The organism is Pantoea sp. S61, assembly GCF_016625145.1.
Classification (GTDB): Bacteria; Pseudomonadota; Gammaproteobacteria; order Enterobacterales; family Enterobacteriaceae; genus Pantoea; species Pantoea rwandensis_B.
In genome coordinates this window covers 1-16442 of the sequence record NZ_JACVUO010000037.1, presented here as the reverse complement: position 1 = coordinate 16442, position 16442 = coordinate 1, and the positions used below count along the sequence as shown (strand labels likewise).

General features: G+C 51.7%; 17 protein-coding genes and 1 other annotated feature. Of the genes, 7 read left to right on the top strand and 10 right to left on the bottom strand.

Annotation, left to right across the window (positions count from 1 at the left end; translation table 11 throughout):
* Nucleotides 1–199 precede the first annotated feature (199 nt).
* The 3 genes from clpB to rluD all read right to left on the bottom strand — a co-directional run bounded on the left by clpB (nt 200) and on the right by rluD (nt 4600).
* A complete protein-coding gene (clpB, locus tag IAE30_RS29335) occupies nt 200–2773 on the bottom strand; it encodes an ATP-dependent chaperone ClpB (protein ID WP_200681597.1) in 2574 nt (857 codons plus the stop codon).
* A 124-nt stretch (nt 2774–2897) separates the two neighbouring features.
* A complete protein-coding gene (gene yfiH, locus IAE30_RS29330; RefSeq protein WP_038645249.1) occupies nt 2898–3623 on the bottom strand; it encodes a purine nucleoside phosphorylase YfiH in 726 nt (241 codons plus the stop codon).
* Entirely contained in the window at nt 3620–4600 is a 981-nt protein-coding gene (gene rluD / locus IAE30_RS29325) for a 23S rRNA pseudouridine(1911/1915/1917) synthase RluD (RefSeq protein ID WP_034822248.1), read from the bottom strand. Before rluD ends, yfiH begins: the two co-directional genes overlap by 4 nt.
* Nucleotides 4601–4730: 130 nt before the next feature.
* Here rluD and bamD point away from each other — a divergent pair, with 130 nt between their 5' ends.
* The 4 genes from bamD (at nt 4731) to pheA (ending at nt 7473) form a co-directional block, all read left to right on the top strand.
* Nucleotides 4731–5471: an outer membrane protein assembly factor BamD gene (gene bamD / locus IAE30_RS29320; RefSeq protein WP_034822246.1), complete on the top strand. Its 741-nt coding sequence runs from the start codon at nt 4731–4733 to the stop codon at nt 5469–5471.
* 267 nt (nt 5472–5738) lie between these two features.
* A complete protein-coding gene (gene raiA / locus IAE30_RS29315; protein WP_034822244.1) occupies nt 5739–6065 on the top strand; it encodes a ribosome-associated translation inhibitor RaiA in 327 nt (108 codons plus the stop codon).
* A 97-nt stretch (nt 6066–6162) separates the two neighbouring features.
* Nucleotides 6163–6287 (top strand) — a sequence feature (Phe leader region).
* On the top strand, nt 6164–6211 hold the full coding sequence (gene pheL, locus IAE30_RS29310) for a pheA operon leader peptide PheL (protein ID WP_100703679.1): 48 nt from the start codon (nt 6164–6166) through the stop codon (nt 6209–6211). It overlaps the preceding feature by 48 nt.
* A gap of 22 nt (nt 6288–6309) precedes the next feature.
* The gene (gene pheA, locus IAE30_RS29305) at nt 6310–7473 is read left to right on the top strand and encodes a bifunctional chorismate mutase/prephenate dehydratase (RefSeq protein ID WP_038645247.1); all 1164 of its coding nucleotides are present in this window, start codon (nt 6310–6312) and stop codon (nt 7471–7473) included.
* 33 nt (nt 7474–7506) lie between these two features.
* Here pheA and tyrA read toward each other — a convergent pair whose 3' ends face one another.
* Entirely contained in the window at nt 7507–8628 is a 1122-nt protein-coding gene (gene tyrA, locus IAE30_RS29300; protein ID WP_058962335.1) for a bifunctional chorismate mutase/prephenate dehydrogenase, read from the bottom strand.
* Between the two features lie 6 nt (nt 8629–8634).
* On the bottom strand, nt 8635–9714 hold the full coding sequence (locus IAE30_RS29295; protein ID WP_034822238.1) for a 3-deoxy-7-phosphoheptulonate synthase: 1080 nt from the start codon (nt 9712–9714) through the stop codon (nt 8635–8637).
* A gap of 298 nt (nt 9715–10012) precedes the next feature.
* On the opposite strand from IAE30_RS29295, the gene IAE30_RS29290 reads away from it, so the two are divergent.
* A complete protein-coding gene (locus IAE30_RS29290) occupies nt 10013–10534 on the top strand; it encodes a GNAT family N-acetyltransferase (protein ID WP_200539468.1) in 522 nt (173 codons plus the stop codon).
* A gap of 57 nt (nt 10535–10591) precedes the next feature.
* Here IAE30_RS29290 and rplS read toward each other — a convergent pair whose 3' ends face one another.
* From rplS to ffh, 5 genes are all read right to left on the bottom strand, one after another.
* Nucleotides 10592–10942: a 50S ribosomal protein L19 gene (gene rplS / locus IAE30_RS29285; protein ID WP_034822234.1), complete on the bottom strand. Its 351-nt coding sequence runs from the start codon at nt 10940–10942 to the stop codon at nt 10592–10594.
* A gap of 43 nt (nt 10943–10985) precedes the next feature.
* Complete coding sequence (trmD, locus tag IAE30_RS29280; RefSeq protein WP_045816445.1) at nt 10986–11750, bottom strand: tRNA (guanosine(37)-N1)-methyltransferase TrmD; 765 nt, start codon at nt 11748–11750, stop codon at nt 10986–10988.
* A 35-nt stretch (nt 11751–11785) separates the two neighbouring features.
* Nucleotides 11786–12334 (bottom strand): ribosome maturation factor RimM, encoded by a 549-nt coding sequence (rimM, locus tag IAE30_RS29275; RefSeq protein ID WP_034822227.1) that lies wholly within the window; start codon nt 12332–12334, stop codon nt 11786–11788.
* An 18-nt stretch (nt 12335–12352) separates the two neighbouring features.
* Nucleotides 12353–12601, bottom strand: coding sequence for a 30S ribosomal protein S16 (gene rpsP / locus IAE30_RS29270; protein ID WP_007893313.1), 249 nt, complete (start codon nt 12599–12601; stop codon nt 12353–12355).
* Nucleotides 12602–12743: 142 nt separating this feature from the next.
* Nucleotides 12744–14105 (bottom strand): signal recognition particle protein, encoded by a 1362-nt coding sequence (gene ffh / locus IAE30_RS29265; RefSeq protein ID WP_034822223.1) that lies wholly within the window; start codon nt 14103–14105, stop codon nt 12744–12746.
* 166 nt (nt 14106–14271) lie between these two features.
* On the opposite strand from ffh, the gene IAE30_RS29260 reads away from it, so the two are divergent.
* On the top strand, nt 14272–15066 hold the full coding sequence (locus IAE30_RS29260; RefSeq protein ID WP_038645240.1) for an inner membrane protein YpjD: 795 nt from the start codon (nt 14272–14274) through the stop codon (nt 15064–15066).
* 13 nt (nt 15067–15079) lie between these two features.
* Nucleotides 15080–16366, top strand: a complete 1287-nt coding sequence (locus tag IAE30_RS29255; RefSeq protein WP_045816444.1) for an HlyC/CorC family transporter — start codon at nt 15080–15082, stop codon at nt 16364–16366.
* Nucleotides 16367–16442 lie beyond the last annotated feature (76 nt).

The window sequence follows — 16442 nt, the reverse complement described above, 5'->3', positions numbered from 1 at the left end:
CTCCCTGCTGAGCCGTCTGCGTTGCCGCTTTGCCGTCTCAGTGGTGGCGCAGTATAGGGATTTCTGATGGACTGACAAGCGTTAATTTAAAGTTTTTGCACGACCGCTCACTCTTTAACCCAAACGTTGCAAAATCGACCTAAATCTTGTGAAACACCATAAAAAAACGGGCCCGCAGGCCCGTTAAAGTCACATCGCATTACTGATGCGCCACAATAATGTCGTCTTTTACATCCATCTCAATGGTTTTACCCGGGATAAAAGCACCAGAAAGAATCTTCTGCGCCAACGGGTTTTCGATCTGCTGTTGGATAGCGCGTTTTAATGGGCGCGCACCATAAACGGGATCGTAACCATTTTCGCCAAGCAGTTTCAGCGCAGCATCAGAGATATGCAATTGATAACCACGCTCCTCGAGACGCTGATACAACCGCTGCAGCTGAATCTGCGCGATGGAGGCAATGTGCTGTTCTCCCAATGGATGGAACACCACCACCTCATCAATACGGTTAATGAACTCAGGGCGGAAATGCGAACCTACCACCGTCATCACCATATCTTTCATTTCCGGATAGTCCAACGCACCGAAACGTTCCTGGATCAGATCAGACCCAAGGTTAGAGGTCATAATGACCACGGTATTACGGAAATCGACCGTGCGTCCCTGGCCATCGGTCAAACGCCCATCATCCAATACCTGCAACAAGATGTTGAAGACATCCGGGTGAGCCTTTTCGACTTCATCCAGCAGAATCACAGAATAAGGGCGACGACGAACAGCTTCTGTCAGATAACCACCCTCTTCATAACCGACATAGCCCGGAGGAGCACCCACTAAACGTGACACCGAGTGTTTTTCCATAAACTCGGACATATCAATACGCACCATGGCATCGTCGCTGTCGAACAAGAAGTTAGCCAGCGCTTTACTCAGTTCGGTTTTACCAACACCGGTTGGTCCAAGGAACAGGAACGAGCCAATGGGGCGATTAGGATCGGACAGACCCGCACGACTACGACGAATCGCATTTGATACTGCATCAACAGCTTCGTTCTGGCCAATCACGCGTGCATGCAGCTCTTGCTCCATTCGCAGCAATTTCTCACGCTCGCCTTCCATCATTCGTGCCACTGGAATGCCGGTCCAGCGTGCTAGCACGTCGGCAATTTCCACATCTGTTACGCGGTTACGTAACAGCTTCATGGTTTTTCCTTCTGACTGCGTGGCAATAGCGAGCTGCTTTTCCAGCTCTGGAATTTTGCCGTATTGCAGTTCAGACATTTGCCCCAGGTCACCAGTACGTCGCGCCTGCTCCATCGCCAGACGAGCCTGCTCCAGTTCCGCCTTAATGTTCTGCGTACCCGTCAGAGAGGCTTTTTCCGCTTTCCACTCTTCTTCCAGTTCAGCGTATTCACGCTCTTTCTGATCGAGTTCCGTTTCCAGCATCTCCAGACGTTTGATACTGGCATCGTCCGACTCTTTCTTCAGCGCCTGCTGTTCCAGCTTTAACTGGATGATGCGGCGCTCCAGACGATCCAACGATTCCGGTTTCGAATCCATCTGCAAACGAATGCTTGATGCTGCCTCATCGATCAAGTCAATGGCCTTATCTGGCAACTGGCGATCGGAGATATAGCGGTGCGACAGCGTTGCTGCAGCCACAATTGCCGGATCCGTAATCTGCACATGGTGGTGCAGTTCATAGCGCTCTTTCAGGCCTCGCAGAATAGCAATGGTGTCTTCTACACTCGGCTCAGCCACAAAGACTTTCTGGAAACGACGCTCCAGTGCGGCATCTTTTTCAATGAACTGACGATACTCATTCAGCGTGGTGGCACCAACGCAGTGCAACTCACCGCGCGCTAATGCAGGTTTCAGCATGTTACCGGCATCCATCGCACCATCGACTTTACCCGCACCGACCATGGTGTGCAGTTCGTCGATAAACAGAATAACGTTGCCTTCCTGTTTTGCCAGATCGCTCAGCACACCTTTCAGGCGCTCTTCGAATTCGCCGCGATATTTAGCGCCCGCCACCAGCGCTCCCATGTCCAGTGCTAACACGCGACGGCCTTTCAGGCCTTCGGGCACTTCACCATTGATAATGCGCTGCGCTAACCCTTCGGCAATCGCGGTTTTACCCACGCCGGGCTCCCCAATTAATACCGGGTTGTTTTTAGTACGGCGCTGCAAAACCTGAATGGTGCGACGAATCTCTTCATCACGACCAATTACCGGATCTAACTTGCCCAGTTCGGCGCGCTCAGTCAGATCGATGGTGTATTTTTTTAAAGCCTGGCGCTGATCTTCAGCCCCTTGATCGTTCACGTTCTCTCCTCCCCGCAATTGCTCGATGGCCTTGGTGAGTTTTTCGGTGGTTGCACCAGCAGACTTCAATAGGTCCGCCAGCGAACCACGAGAGTCGAGGGCCGCCAGAACAAATAATTCAGATGATATAAAGTTGTCGCCGCGCTTTTGCGCGAGTTTGTCGCACAGATTCAGAGCCCGAATGAGATCGGCTGAAGGCTGTACGTCGCCATCCGTACCTTCTACCTGCGGCAGTCGGTTGATAGCTTGTTCGATGCTGGTACGCAGACCAGCCACATCGGCACCTGCTGCGCTAAGCAACGGACGCACCGATCCGCCTTCCTGATTGAGCAACGCGCTCATCAAATGAAGGGGTTCAATGAATTGATTGTCGTGTCCCAGGGCAAGGGACTGAGCATCGGCAAGGGCCAACTGGAATTTATTAGTAAGACGATCCAGACGCATGATTCCTCCAATACAGGTCAAAATGCTACTGGAGATTAAATGAGGTCATCCCTCAAATATTTCAAGGTTAATGACCTGTGTTGCGAACAAAAAATACGCTACTGGATCGTCTTGCGGCGTAAGATTATCTCAGCCAAATCAAAGTTGCCATACGCCCGGTGATTCCATCTCGTCGGTAGGAGAAAAAATCATTGGCTTCGGTGAAAGTGCAACGCTGTGAACCACTGATAGAATGCACTCCCGCGGCCTGAAGCCGCTGACGCGCTAACTGCCAGATATTCGCAAAATATTTGTCACCAACCGGGCGAAAAGCCGCATCGGCTTGTACATCGTGCGCCAAAAAGGCTTCTCGCACCTCTGCACCAACTTCAAATGCCTGAGGGCCGATGGCGGGTCCAAGCCAGACGTGGATCTCACGGGCTGGTGAGCGAAACTGCTGCAGCGTCTGTTCCAGCACGCCGTTACACAGACCACGCCAGCCAGCGTGAGCAGCGGCCACTTCACTGCCATCATCACTGCAAAACAACACCGGCAAGCAATCTGCCGTCATGATGGCGCAAACGACGCCGGATTCGCGGGTGATGGCCGCATCAGCATTGGGTAATAACTCGTCCGCAGGCAAACGTACAACGTCCTGGCCATGCACCTGATTAAGCCACTGCGGCATGGCGGGCAGCAGCGTATCTTTCAAATGCTGACGATTTTGCAAGACATGCGTTTCAGCATCGCCAACGTGCGCCCCAAGATTCAGCGAATCCCAGGGCGCAGCGCTCACACCGCCATGTCGCAAGGTGGAACATGCCTGAACGCGCTGCGGTGCAGGCCAGTCAGGAATGATCCACTCACTCATAGCCAATCCATTTGATCACGGAACTCATGAGTATCGGCTTTCAACGCGTCAATCAGGTCGACCATGTCTTGCGGCAACGGCGCATGCCATTCCATCTCAATACCGGTGATGGGATGGTAAAGACGCAGCATGGTGGCGTGCAGAGCCTGACGGTCAAAACCGCGCAGCGCAGCAATGAACGCATCGGATGCACCTTTAGGCGGACGCGGACGGCCGCCGTAAAGCGGATCACCCACTAATGGATGGTTGATATGCGCCATGTGCACACGAATCTGGTGAGTACGACCCGTTTCCAGACGCAGACGCAGACGCGTATGAGCACGGAAATGCTCCATAATGCGATAATGCGTGGTTGCGGGTTTACCCATAGGGTGTACCGCCATGTGCGTGCGTTTGGTGGAGTGACGCGCCATCGGCTCATTAACCGTGCCGCCTGCCGTCATGGTGCCAATCGCAACCGCTTCATATTCACGGGTAATCTCGCGCAGCTGCAGCGTTTCCACCAGGTGCGTCTGAGCGGGAACGGTCTTCGCCACCACCATCAAACCGGTTGTGTCTTTATCAAGACGATGGACGATCCCGGCACGCGGGACGTCGGCAATCGGTGGGTAATGGTAAAGCAGCGCATTCAGGACCGTACCATCCGGATTACCTGCCCCAGGATGCACCACCAGGCCACGCGGTTTGTTGATGACCAGAATATCATCGTCTTCATAAACGATGTTCAGGGGAATGTTTTGCGCTTCCCAGCGCTGCGCTTCTTCGATTTCAGCATCGATAGACACCTGCTCACCGCCGAAAACTTTCTCTTTCGGTTTATCGATGATGGTGCCGTTGACGCTGACGCGACGCTCAAGGATCCATTCTTTTATGCGGGAACGTGAATAATCAGGGAACAATTCCGCCAAAGTCTGATCTAAGCGTTGTCCAAGCTGTGCTTCGGACACCGTTGCGGTGAGTTGAACTTGTTGTGCCATATACAGCTTCTTCGTTAACGTTGGGTTTTCACGGCGATGCCGTTTAATATAATGTGCTATCGTACCAGGTCATAACCGGGAGCTATACGGACAGCTTCCGCTACAACACTTTGAGGATAATCATTTCGTCATGACGCGTATGAAACATCTGGTGGCTGCTGCCACATTGAGCCTGAGCCTGGCTCTGGTGGGTTGTTCCGGCTCATCGGATCCCGTTCCGGACAGCCCGCCATCTGAAATTTACGCTACAGCCCAGCAAAAGCTGCAGGACGGTAACTTTAAAGCGGCGATTAAGCAACTGGAAGCACTGGATAACCGCTACCCGTTTGGCCCTTATTCGCAGCAAGTACAGCTGGATTTAATCTACGCGTATTACAAAAATGCCGATCTGCCACTGGCGCAAGCCGCTATCGCTCGCTTTATGCGCCTGAATCCGACTCATCCAAACATCGATTACGTCATCTATATGAAAGGCCTGACGGATATGGCGTTGGATGACTCTGCACTGCAGGGCTTCTTCGGTATCGATCGTTCAGATCGTGATCCGACGCACGCTCGTGATGCTTTCCGTGACTTCTCCCAGTTACTGCGCAGCTATCCGAACAGCCAGTATGCTGAGGATGCGCAGAAACGTTTAGCCTACCTGAAAGAGCGTCTGGCGAAGTATGAACTCTCGGTGGCGCAATTCTATACCAAGCGCGGGGCCTATGTCGCCGTTGTTAACCGTGTTGAAGGGATGATGAAAGATTTCCCTGATACTGAAGCGACGCACAAAGCGCTGCCGCTGATGGAAAATGCCTACCGCCAGCTGCAGCTGACGGCAGAAGCGGACAAAGTGGCGAAGATCATCGCGACCAATAATCAGTCCTGATTTTGCTACCATTAAAAAAGCAGCCTTAATGGCTGCTTTTTTTTGCCGAAAATTCAGCCATATTGCTGATTCTACGCTGCGGTTAACTCATCAATCTTGCTCTTTTCATCCCTGCCCTTCAAGCATTTTCGGCGATTTTATGAGCCTTTCTCACAATTCATTGGCATTGACAAAAAGTGACATTTCAATGTGATCTGAATCACACTTTTTCCTGATTTACGCGGTATGCTGGTCCTACCCAGACGGAAATGACAGAGAGGTTTAACTATGATTCTGAACATTACCAGCAAACAAATGGAAATCACTGCGGCTATCCGCAACCATGTCGAAGACCGTCTCGCCAAGCTGGAAAAGTGGCAAACTCACCTGATAAATCCGCACATCGTGTTATCGAAAGAGCCGAAAGAATTCGTGGCTGATGCCACCATTAACACACCTAACGGCACGCTGGTTGCCAGCGCGAAACACGAAGATATGTACACGGCTATCAACGATCTGATTGCCAAGCTGGAGCGACAACTTAATAAGGCGCAGCACAAACCTGAAGCGCGCCGCGCAACCAGCAGTATGAAAGATTTCACACCTGCGGGATAAATAGACCTTTTCCAGTAACGCGCCTGCGGGCGCGTTTTTTATTGACAGCTTTAAATCACTGCGGTTACTCTCAATCCACTTTATTGCTGGAATCACACATGAAACATCTACCGTTCTTCTTCGCATTCTTTTTTACCTTCCCCTGATTGGGAGGCGATTCGTCATGTGAAAATGAATGCGAAGACGAACAACAAAGCCTCCCAAACGGGAGGCTTTTTTATTGGACATTTTACAGGTGAGCCCTATGAATCCCGAAAATCCACTGCTGGCATTACGCGATAAGATCAGCGCCGTTGATGAAAAGCTTTTAACGCTGTTATCTGAACGCCGTTCGCTGGCGGTTGAAGTGGCGCAAGCAAAGCTCGCGACCCATCGCCCTATTCGCGATGTTGAGCGTGAACGCGCTCTGCTGGAAAATCTGATCTCACTCGGTAAAAAGCATCAGCTTGATGCGCACTACATTACCCGCCTGTTCCAACTGGTGATTGAAGATTCGGTGCTGACTCAGCAAGCGCTGCTGCAGAAAAACTTAAACCATCCGCACGCGCACGCACCACGCATTGCATTTCTGGGTCCTAAAGGTTCGTACTCTCACCTCGCAGCACGTAAATACGCCACACGTCATTTTGATTCAATGGTTGAGATGGGCTGTCTGAAATTCCACGACATCATCCATCAGGTGGAGAGTGGTCAGGCAGATTACGCCGTGATGCCGATCGAAAATACCAGCTCAGGCTCGATTAACGACGTCTATGACCTGTTGCAGCAGACGACGCTCTCCATCGTTGGCGAGCTGACCATCCCTATCGAACACTGTGTGCTGGTCAACGGCAATACCGACTTACAGCAAATAGAAACGGTTTATAGCCATCCTCAGCCATTCCAGCAGTGCAGCCAGTTCATCAATCGTTTCCCACAATGGAAAATCGAATATACCGAAAGCACCGCAGCGGCAATGGAAAAGGTCGCGGCGATGAATTCACCAAAAGTGGCGGCTCTGGGCAGTGAAGCGGGCGGTGAGCTGTATGGTCTGCAGGTGTTAGAACGGAATTTAGCTAACCAGCAACAAAACCATACCCGCTTCATTGTGCTGGCACGTAAGCCGATTGAAGTTTCTGGCCAGGTACCAGCCAAAACCACATTGATTATGGCAACCGGTCAGCAAGCTGGTGCACTGGTTGAGGCTCTGCTGGTGCTGCGTAATCATAATCTGATCATGAGCAAACTAGAAAACCGCCCAATTAACGGCAACCCGTGGGAAGAGATGTTTTACATTGATGTGCAGGGCAATCTGCAATCGGAGAACATGCAGCTGGCGTTGAAAGAGCTGCGTGATTTGACGCGCTCTCTGAAAGTGCTCGGCTGCTATCCGGGTGAAAATGTTGTTCCGGTGGAACCGCGACTGTAAATGAAAAAGGCATCCTTGCGGATGCCTTCTCTTTTATTGCCGGCTATCGTTAGCCGAACGCAACATGCTTCGGCTCTCTACCAGGAAGCGTTGAGCGTAATCGCCAAACCAATGCGCGACACCTTCAAAACTCTTGATAAACGCCTGTTTATCACCCTGCTCCAGCAATTTGATTGCATCACCAAAGCGCTGGTAATAACGCTTAATCAGCGCCAGATTACTCTCCGAAGACATGATGATGTCTGCGTAAAGCTGCGGGTCCTGAGCAAACAGTCGACCAACCATCGCCAGTTCCAGGCGATAAATCGGTGAGGACAGCGCCAACAGTTGATCCAGGTTGACGTTCTCTTCCGCTAAATGCAAACCATAGGCAAAAGTGGCAAAGTGACGCAGCGCCTGGATAAAGGCCATGTTCTGGTCATGCTCGACCGCGCTGATGCGATGTAAGCGCGCGCCCCAAACCTGAATCTGCTCAAGGAACCACTGGTAGGCCTCCGGCTGACGACCATCACACCACACCACCACCTGCTTCGCCAGGCTACCGCTATCCGGGCCAAACATGGGATGCAAACCGAGAACAGGGCCGGTATGCGCCGCCAGCATCGCCTGCAATGGACGATTCTTCACCGATGCAAGATCAACCAGAATGCAGTCTTCCGGCAGTGTTGGTAATTCGGCGATGATCTGCTCGGTCAGATGAATTGGCACACTGATGATGACCATGCCCGCATCTTTGAGTAGCTCTTCAGAACGATCCCAATCGCCCTTGTCCAGAATACGGACCTGGTAACCTGACAGATTGAGCATCTTTTCAAACAAGCGCCCCATCTGGCCACGCCCACCAACAATCACCACCGGGCGCAGCGTCGGACAGAGTGTTTTGAAGCCTTTGTCGTTTTCATGCGCATAAGACTCACGCATCAGGCGACGTAAGACATCCTCAATCAGATCCGGCGAAACGCCGAGCGCTTCAGCTTCCTGACGACGTGAAGCCAACATGCTGGCTTCACGTTCTGGCACATAAATTGGCAAACCATAACGGCTTTTGACCTCACCTACTTCAGCTACCAGCTCAAGGCGTTTGGCTAATAGCCCAAGCAGGGCTTTATCGACTTCATCAATTTGATCGCGTAGCGCGGTCAGTTCAGCCACCATGACTCTTTATTCCTCGTGTGACAGACGTGCCGACAGCACTCCCTGCAGATCCTGATGGATTTCACGCAGCAAGGTTTCCGTGGTTTCCCAGTTGATGCAGGCATCCGTGACGGAAACACCGTACTTCATTTCGCTACGTGGCTGCTCAGAAGACTGATTGCCTTCGTGAATATTGCTTTCCAGCATCAGGCCAATAATGGAACGATTTCCATCTTTAATCTGCGCAATAGCCGATTCGGCTACACCAGGCTGACGGCGGTAGTCTTTATTAGAATTACCATGGCTGCAATCTATCATTAAGGCTGGACGCAGTCCCGCTTTCAGCATCTCTTTTTCACACTGCGCAACATCTTCAGGGCCGTAGTTAGGCGCTTTCCCACCACGCAGGATCACGTGGCCATCCGGGTTGCCTTGGGTCTGTAACAGGCAAACCTGTCCCGCCTGATTGATGCCGACAAAACGGTGCGGCATCGCGGCGGCGCGCATGGCGTTGATCGCCGTGCCCAGGCTGCCATCAGTGCCGTTTTTGAAGCCGACAGGCATTGATAAACCAGAAGCCATCTCGCGGTGTGTTTGCGACTCAGTAGTACGGGCACCGATCGCAGACCAGCTAAACAGATCGCCGAGGTATTGGGGGCTGTTAGGATCCAGCGCTTCAGTTGCCAGCGGCAGGCCCATTTCCACCAGGTTCACCAGCAGCTGACGCGCAATGTGCAGCCCGGCTTCCATATCAAATGAGTTGTTCATGTAAGGATCGTTGATCAGCCCCTTCCAGCCAACGGTGGTACGGGGTTTTTCAAAATAAACGCGCATAACGATGTACAGCTGATCCTTCAACTGTGCAGAGAGAGTTTGCAGCTGACGAGCGTATTCAAGTGCCGCTTCGGTATCGTGGATTGAACAAGGACCACAGACCACCAGCAGGCGCGGATCGCGGCCAGCAATAATATCGGCAATAGTCTGGCGAGAAGCGGCAATCTGCGCTTCTTGCGCCGCAGTGAGCGGGAATTTCGCTTTCAGCTCTTGCGGGGTAATTAAAATCTGTTCGTCGGCGATATGGACATTGTTCAGCGCGTCTTTCTGCATGATGGCGATCCTTTTTACTCGTTTATGCGGTTTGGGATCCTCACTGAGGATGGCGCTTACTGTACCACAACATGTACATCTTGCAATCCATGAATGTACACTTTTATTACCACTATTGATAAAGACCATGAAAACAAAACAATAAACACATTAAATACATGAAGTTAATTAAATAGCATCCATATAATGCAAAGCAGTCTATGTAAACTAAATTTTACACAGCGCTTTTGTTGAAAAAATGCCAACACCCTCTTTTTCCATTAACATTTTGTTATTAATCGTTTTCCAGGATCTTAGGATGCCAACCTCCAACATCACCCTACGTCCTTTCGTTCTAAAGGATGCTGGCGCCTTTACTGCGGCGGTCAATCATTCTCTCAACAGCCTGCAGCCATGGATGGTGTGGGCGCATCACGATTATCGGGAAGAGGAAGCTGCTAGCTGGATTAATTTCACCCATCTGCAGCGCAGAAACGGTGAAGCGGAAGAGTTCGCCATTGTCGATAGCAATGATCGGTTACTCGGCGGCGCAGGCATCAGATTCGCACATCGGCCTGGGGAATTTAGCGCATTAGGCTATTGGGTTCGCTGCGATGCGCAAAGGCAAGGTGTCGCAACACATGCAGTGGCTCAATTGGTGGACTTTGGCTTCAAGCACGCGCATATCCCCTTACTGGAGATTATCGCTGCTGAGGAAAATCATGCCAGCCGTACCGTGGCATTGCGCAGTGGGTTTGAGTTTATCGATTACCGCTATGGTTTAATCATTCATGATAGCGGCCCAGTAAATAGCGCGATTTACCATCTCAAGCGGCCATAAAAAAAGGGGCTGGCCCTTAGGCCAACCCCTTGTTTGCTATTAACTTTGGGATGTCGCTTACGCGCCCAGACGCTCTTTGATACGAGCTGACTTACCGGTACGCTCACGCAGGTAGTACAGTTTGGCTTTACGTACAGCACCACGACGTTTGACAGAAATGCTGTCAATTACCGGAGAGTGAGTCTGGAAGACACGCTCAACGCCTTCGCCGTTTGAAATCTTACGAACAGTGAATGCAGAGTGCAGACCGCGGTTACGAATAGCGATAACCACGCCCTCGAATGCCTGCAGACGTTTCTTAGAACCTTCAACGACCCATACTTTCACTTCCACGGAATCACCCGGACGGAATGAAGGTACGTCCTGCTTCATCTGCTCTTGTTCAAGTTGCTTGATAATGTTGCTCATAATTAAATCTCTATATCCTGGGTAAACTGATAGTCAGGGAAGATTACTCTTCCACCTGATGGTTTTGTTGCTGCTGATGTTCCCGTTGGAACTCATTTAGCAACCGTGCTTGCTCTTCAGTCAGAGCCAGGTTTTCCAGAAGTTCAGGTCTTCTTAGCCAGGTACGGCCTAGCGACTGTTTCAGGCGCCAGCGGCGAATATCGGCATGGTTGCCCGACAGTAAGACTGGCGGAACCTCCATCCCTTCTAACACTTCAGGTCGGGTGTAGTGCGGGCAATCCAGTAAACCATCCGAGAACGAATCCTCATCGGCTGACGCCTGCTTGCCCAATACGCCGGGGATAAACCGGGCGACTGAATCAATCAACGTCATGGCTGGTAGCTCACCACCACTGAGTACGTAATCACCGATTGACCATTCTTCATCAATCTCAGTGTGAATCACGCGCTCATCAATCCCTTCATAACGACCACACACCAGAATCAACTTCTGGTTGGTCGCCAGTTCGCAAACGCCCTGTTGGTCCAGTTTGCGACCCTGAGGTGAAAGGTAAATCACCCTGGCACCTTCTCCCGCCGCCGCTTTCGCTGCGTGGATAGCATCCCGTAAGGGTTGCACCATCATCAACATTCCCGGTCCGCCGCCGTAAGGACGTTCATCCACGGTACGGTGCCGGTCGTGCGCGAAGTCACGAGGACTCCAGCTTTGAATGTTGAGCAGGCCATTTTTTACTGCCCGGCCAGTTACCCCGTACTCGGTAATAGCGCGAAACATCTCTGGAAACAGGCTAATAACACCAATCCACATCGCGTTCGCCGTTACGTTACCGGATTGTCCGGAGATCAAAAACCAGGATCCCAATCTACTTCAATCGTGCCAGTAGAGAGATCGACTTTCTTGATAACCTGTTCATCAAGAAACGGGATTAACCGCTCTTGAGCACCGAATGCATCTTTCAGGTTTGCCTTAACGACGAGAACGTCGTTCGAACCGGTTTCCATCAAATCAATGACTTTGCCCATTTCGTAACCGTCGAGGTTTACCACTTTGCAACCCATAAGGTCTTTCCAGTAGTAATCACCCTCTTCCAGCGCTGGCAGCTGAGCAGAATCAACCGTAATTTCGCAATTGGTTAACTGTGCCGCAGCGTCCCGATCGTCAATGCCTTTGACTTTGATGATCAGGTCCTGATTGTGGTGCTTCCAACCTTCCAGTTCGACCTGCTGCCATTTACCGGCGCGCTGGATGAACCAAGGTTGGTAGTCGAAGATGCTTTCAGCGTCTTCAGTGGAGGAAAACACTTTGAGCCAACCTCGAATGCCGTAAGCGGCCCCCATTTTCCCCAATACAATTGGGTTAACGAGAGGCTGTGCGGCAGGTTTAATGCTCATGCTAACCACCGTGACAGATTAAGCTGCTTTTTTTGCTTCTTTGATCAGCGCGTTAACGCGATCAGAAAGCGTTGCGCCCTGGCCAACCCAGTGCTCAATACGGTCCAGATCCAGACGCAGACCTTCAGCCTGACCAGAAGCGATCGGGTTGAAGAAACCTACGCGCTCGATGAAACGACCATTACGCGCATTGCGGCTGTCAGTAACGACGACCTGATAGAACGGACGCTTTTTCGCGCCGTGACGTGCCAAACGAATTGTAACCATAACATCCTCATTAGTTAATAAAGCGCTCGGGCTCCATCGAGGGATGGAACCCGAGCGCAATATAAAAAGCCCGAAAATTTTACTCATTTTGGCGAAAAAAGCAACCTGAGCGTGTTAATTTTCTGGCTGTGTGCCGCTCGCCTTAGCGACCGGGGAATCCGGGCGGCATCATACCTTTCATGCCACGCATCATTTTGGCCATGCCACCCTTCTTCATTTTCTTCATCATGCGCTGCATGTCGTCGAACTGTTTCAATAAACGGTTAACGTCCTGCACCTGCATACCTGAACCGGTGGCAATACGGCGCTTGCGTGAGCCCTTGATGATTTCCGGTTTCTGACGCTCTTTGGTGGTCATCGAATTGATGATCGCCTCCATACGCACCAGCACTTTGTCATCCATCTGCGACTTCACGTTGTCTGGCAACTGACCCATGCCCGGCAGCTTACCCATCAGGCTGGCCATGCCGCCCATGTTGCGCATCTGCTTCAGCTGGTCGAGGAAGTCATTGAGATCAAAACCATCACCGGTTTTGAGTTTCTTCGCCAGCTTCTCCGCCTGTTCGCGGTCAACTTTGCTCTCGATATCTTCGATCAGCGACAGTACGTCGCCCATGCCGAGGATGCGTGAGGCGATACGGTCTGGATAAAACGCTTCCAGTGCTTCCGTCTTCTCACCCATACCCATGAATTTAATCGGCTTGCCGGTGATATGACGAATTGAAAGCGCTGCACCACCGCGCGCATCACCATCCACTTTCGTCAGAATCACACCCGTCAGAGGCAGCGCTTCATTGAAGGCTTTTGCCGTGTTTGCCGCATCCTGACCGGTCATGGCATCGACCACAAACAAGGTTTCCACCGGATTGATCGCGGCGTGCACCTGTTTGATCTCGTCCATCATCGCTTCATCAACGTGCAGACGACCGGCGGTATCCACCAGCAGCACGTCGTAGAATTGCAGCTTCGCTTCTTTCAGGGCGTTCTTAACGATGTCGACAGGCTTTTGGCTCAGATCGGAAGGACAGAAGTCCACGCCAACCTGCTGCGCCAGTGTTTCCAACTGTTTAATCGCCGCCGGGCGATAAACGTCGGCAGAAACCACCAGCACTTTCTTCTTATGTTTCTCGCGCAGGAACTTACCCAGCTTCGCCACGCTCGTAGTTTTACCCGCACCCTGCAGGCCCGCCATCAACACCACAGCCGGCGGCTGTGCGTTCAGATTGAGCGCATTATTTTCTGCACCCATTGCCGCAACCAGCTCGTTGCGAACAATTTTGATAAATTCCTGGCCAGGCGTCAGGCTTTTGTTTACATCCTGCCCTACCGCCGCTTCTTTCACGCGGTTGATGAACTCACGCACGACCGGCAGCGCAACGTCCGCTTCCAGCAATGCCATGCGCACTTCACGCAAGGTGTCTTTAATGTTGTCTTCGGTCAGCCTTCCGCGGCCGCTGATGTTGCGCAGGGATTGCGACAAACGATCGGTTAAATTATCAAACATGCTCTCTCACTTAGGACCGTAGCGAGGCCGCCTGGGCGGCACAATGCGGCGGATTATAGCACGAAGCCACAGCGATCTCTGCAATTGACCTTCAGATCGTTTGGAGCCTGATGCAGCTGGCGCTATACTGGTTTTTTCCTTATCTGACCGACACCTGAAAGGATCTATGTTCGTTTTCGCGATCGTGGCGCTGTTCGCCTACTCCCTCAGTCTTGCATTGATTATCCCCAGCCTGCTGAAACGCAACGGTGGCTGGCGTCGCTTTGCCGTGCTTTCTGCTTGCGTCGCGTTGATCGCCCATGCGGTTGCACTGCAACAACGCATTTTTGCCGTCGATAACGGACAAAACCTCAGTCTGCTAAATATCGGTTCGCTGGTGAGTCTGCTGATCTGCGCGATCATGACCATCGTCGCATCGCGCAATCGCGGTTGGTTACTGCTGCCGATTGTCTACGGCTTTGCCTTGATTAACCTCGCCTTCGCCACCTTTGTGCCGAATGCCTTTATTACCCATCTCGAAACCACGCCGGGCATGATGATCCATATTGGCCTGTCGCTGTTTGCCTACGCCACGCTGATTATCGCAGCACTGTATGCGCTGCAGCTGGCATGGATTGATTACCAGTTAAAAAATAAGAAACTGGCTTTCACCCAGGATATGCCGCCGCTGCTGAGTATTGAGCGTAAGATGTTTCATATCACGCAAATTGGTGTAGTGCTGTTGACGCTGGTGCTGTGCACCGGGCTGTTCTTCATGCATAACCTGTTTAGCGCGGAGAATGTCGATAAAGCGGTACTGTCCATTCTTGCCTGGTTTGTTTATATCGTTCTGCTCTGGGGACACTATCACGAGGGCTGGCGCGGACGTCGTGTCGTCTGGTTTAACTGCGGCGGTGCACTGCTGCTGACCATGGCCTACTTCGGCAGTCGCGTGCTTCAGCACCTGCTTACTTCTCACTAAAGGAATTTTTGCGTTGGAACATGTTTCAACCACCACGCTGATCGTTACGCTGGTCATCATGGTGCTGGTCTCTGCGTACTTCTCCGGTTCAGAGACCGGCATGATGACGCTCAATCGTTATAAATTGCGCCACAAAGCCAAAAGCGGTAATCGCGCGGCTCGTCGTGTCGAAAAACTTTTACGCCGTCCTGATCGCTTAATCAGCCTGGTGCTGATAGGCAACAACCTCGTGAATATCCTGGCTTCCGCATTGGGTACCATTGTCGGTATGCGTCTTTACGGCGATGCGGGTGTGGCAATTGCCACCGGGATCCTGACTTTTGTGGTGCTGGTGTTTGCTGAAGTGCTGCCGAAAACCATTGCGGCGCTTTACCCCGAAAAAGTTGCCTATCCCAGCAGTGTGCTGCTAGCGCCGCTGCAGTATGTGATGCTGCCTTTGGTCTGGCTGCTCAACACCATTACCCGCATTCTGATGCGCATGGTTGGTATCAAAACGGAAGGCTCCATTAGTTCAGCCCTGAGTAAGGAAGAACTGCGTACCATTGTCTATGAGTCGCGCTCGCTGATGTCACGTCGTAATCAGGACATGCTGCTGTCGGTGCTGGATCTGGAAAAGGTCAGCGTTGATGACATCATGGTGCCACGCAATGAAATTGTCGGCATTAACGTCAACGACGACTGGAAATCGATTGTTCGCCAACTGAGTAACTCGCCGCATGGCCGGATCGTGCTGTTCCGCGATTCGCTGGATGATTCTGTTGGCATGCTGCGCGTGCGTGAAGCCTGGCGCATGATGACCGAGAAGAAAGAGTTCAACAAAGATCGCCTGCTGCGCGCCGCTGATGAAATTTATTATGTGCCGGAAGGTACACCGCTGAATGTTCAGCTGGTGAAATTCCAGCGTAATAAGAAGAAAGTCGGCTTAGTGGTCGATGAATATGGTGACATCAAAGGACTGGTGACCATTGAAGACATTCTGGAAGAGATTGTTGGCGACTTTACGACGTCCATGTCTCCCTCGCTGGCGGAAGAAGTGATGCCGCAGAATGATGGCTCAGTGCTGATTGAAGGCAGCGCCAACGTGCGTGAAATTAATAAAGCCTTCAACTGGACGTTACCCGAAGACGAAGCACGCACCATCAATGGCATGCTGCTGGAAGCGCTGGAAGAGATTCCGCTGGTCGATACACGCGTGAAAATCGGTAAGTACGATGTGGATATCCTCGACGTGCAAGACAACATGGTGAAGCAGGTGCGCATTACCCCGCATCATCCGCTGAAATCCTCCATCGGTTCCTGAAGCCAAAAAAAACGCCGCGAACATCGCGTAATGCCGATCAGTTAAGACAAAAATGATCGGTTGAACGATCCGGCAG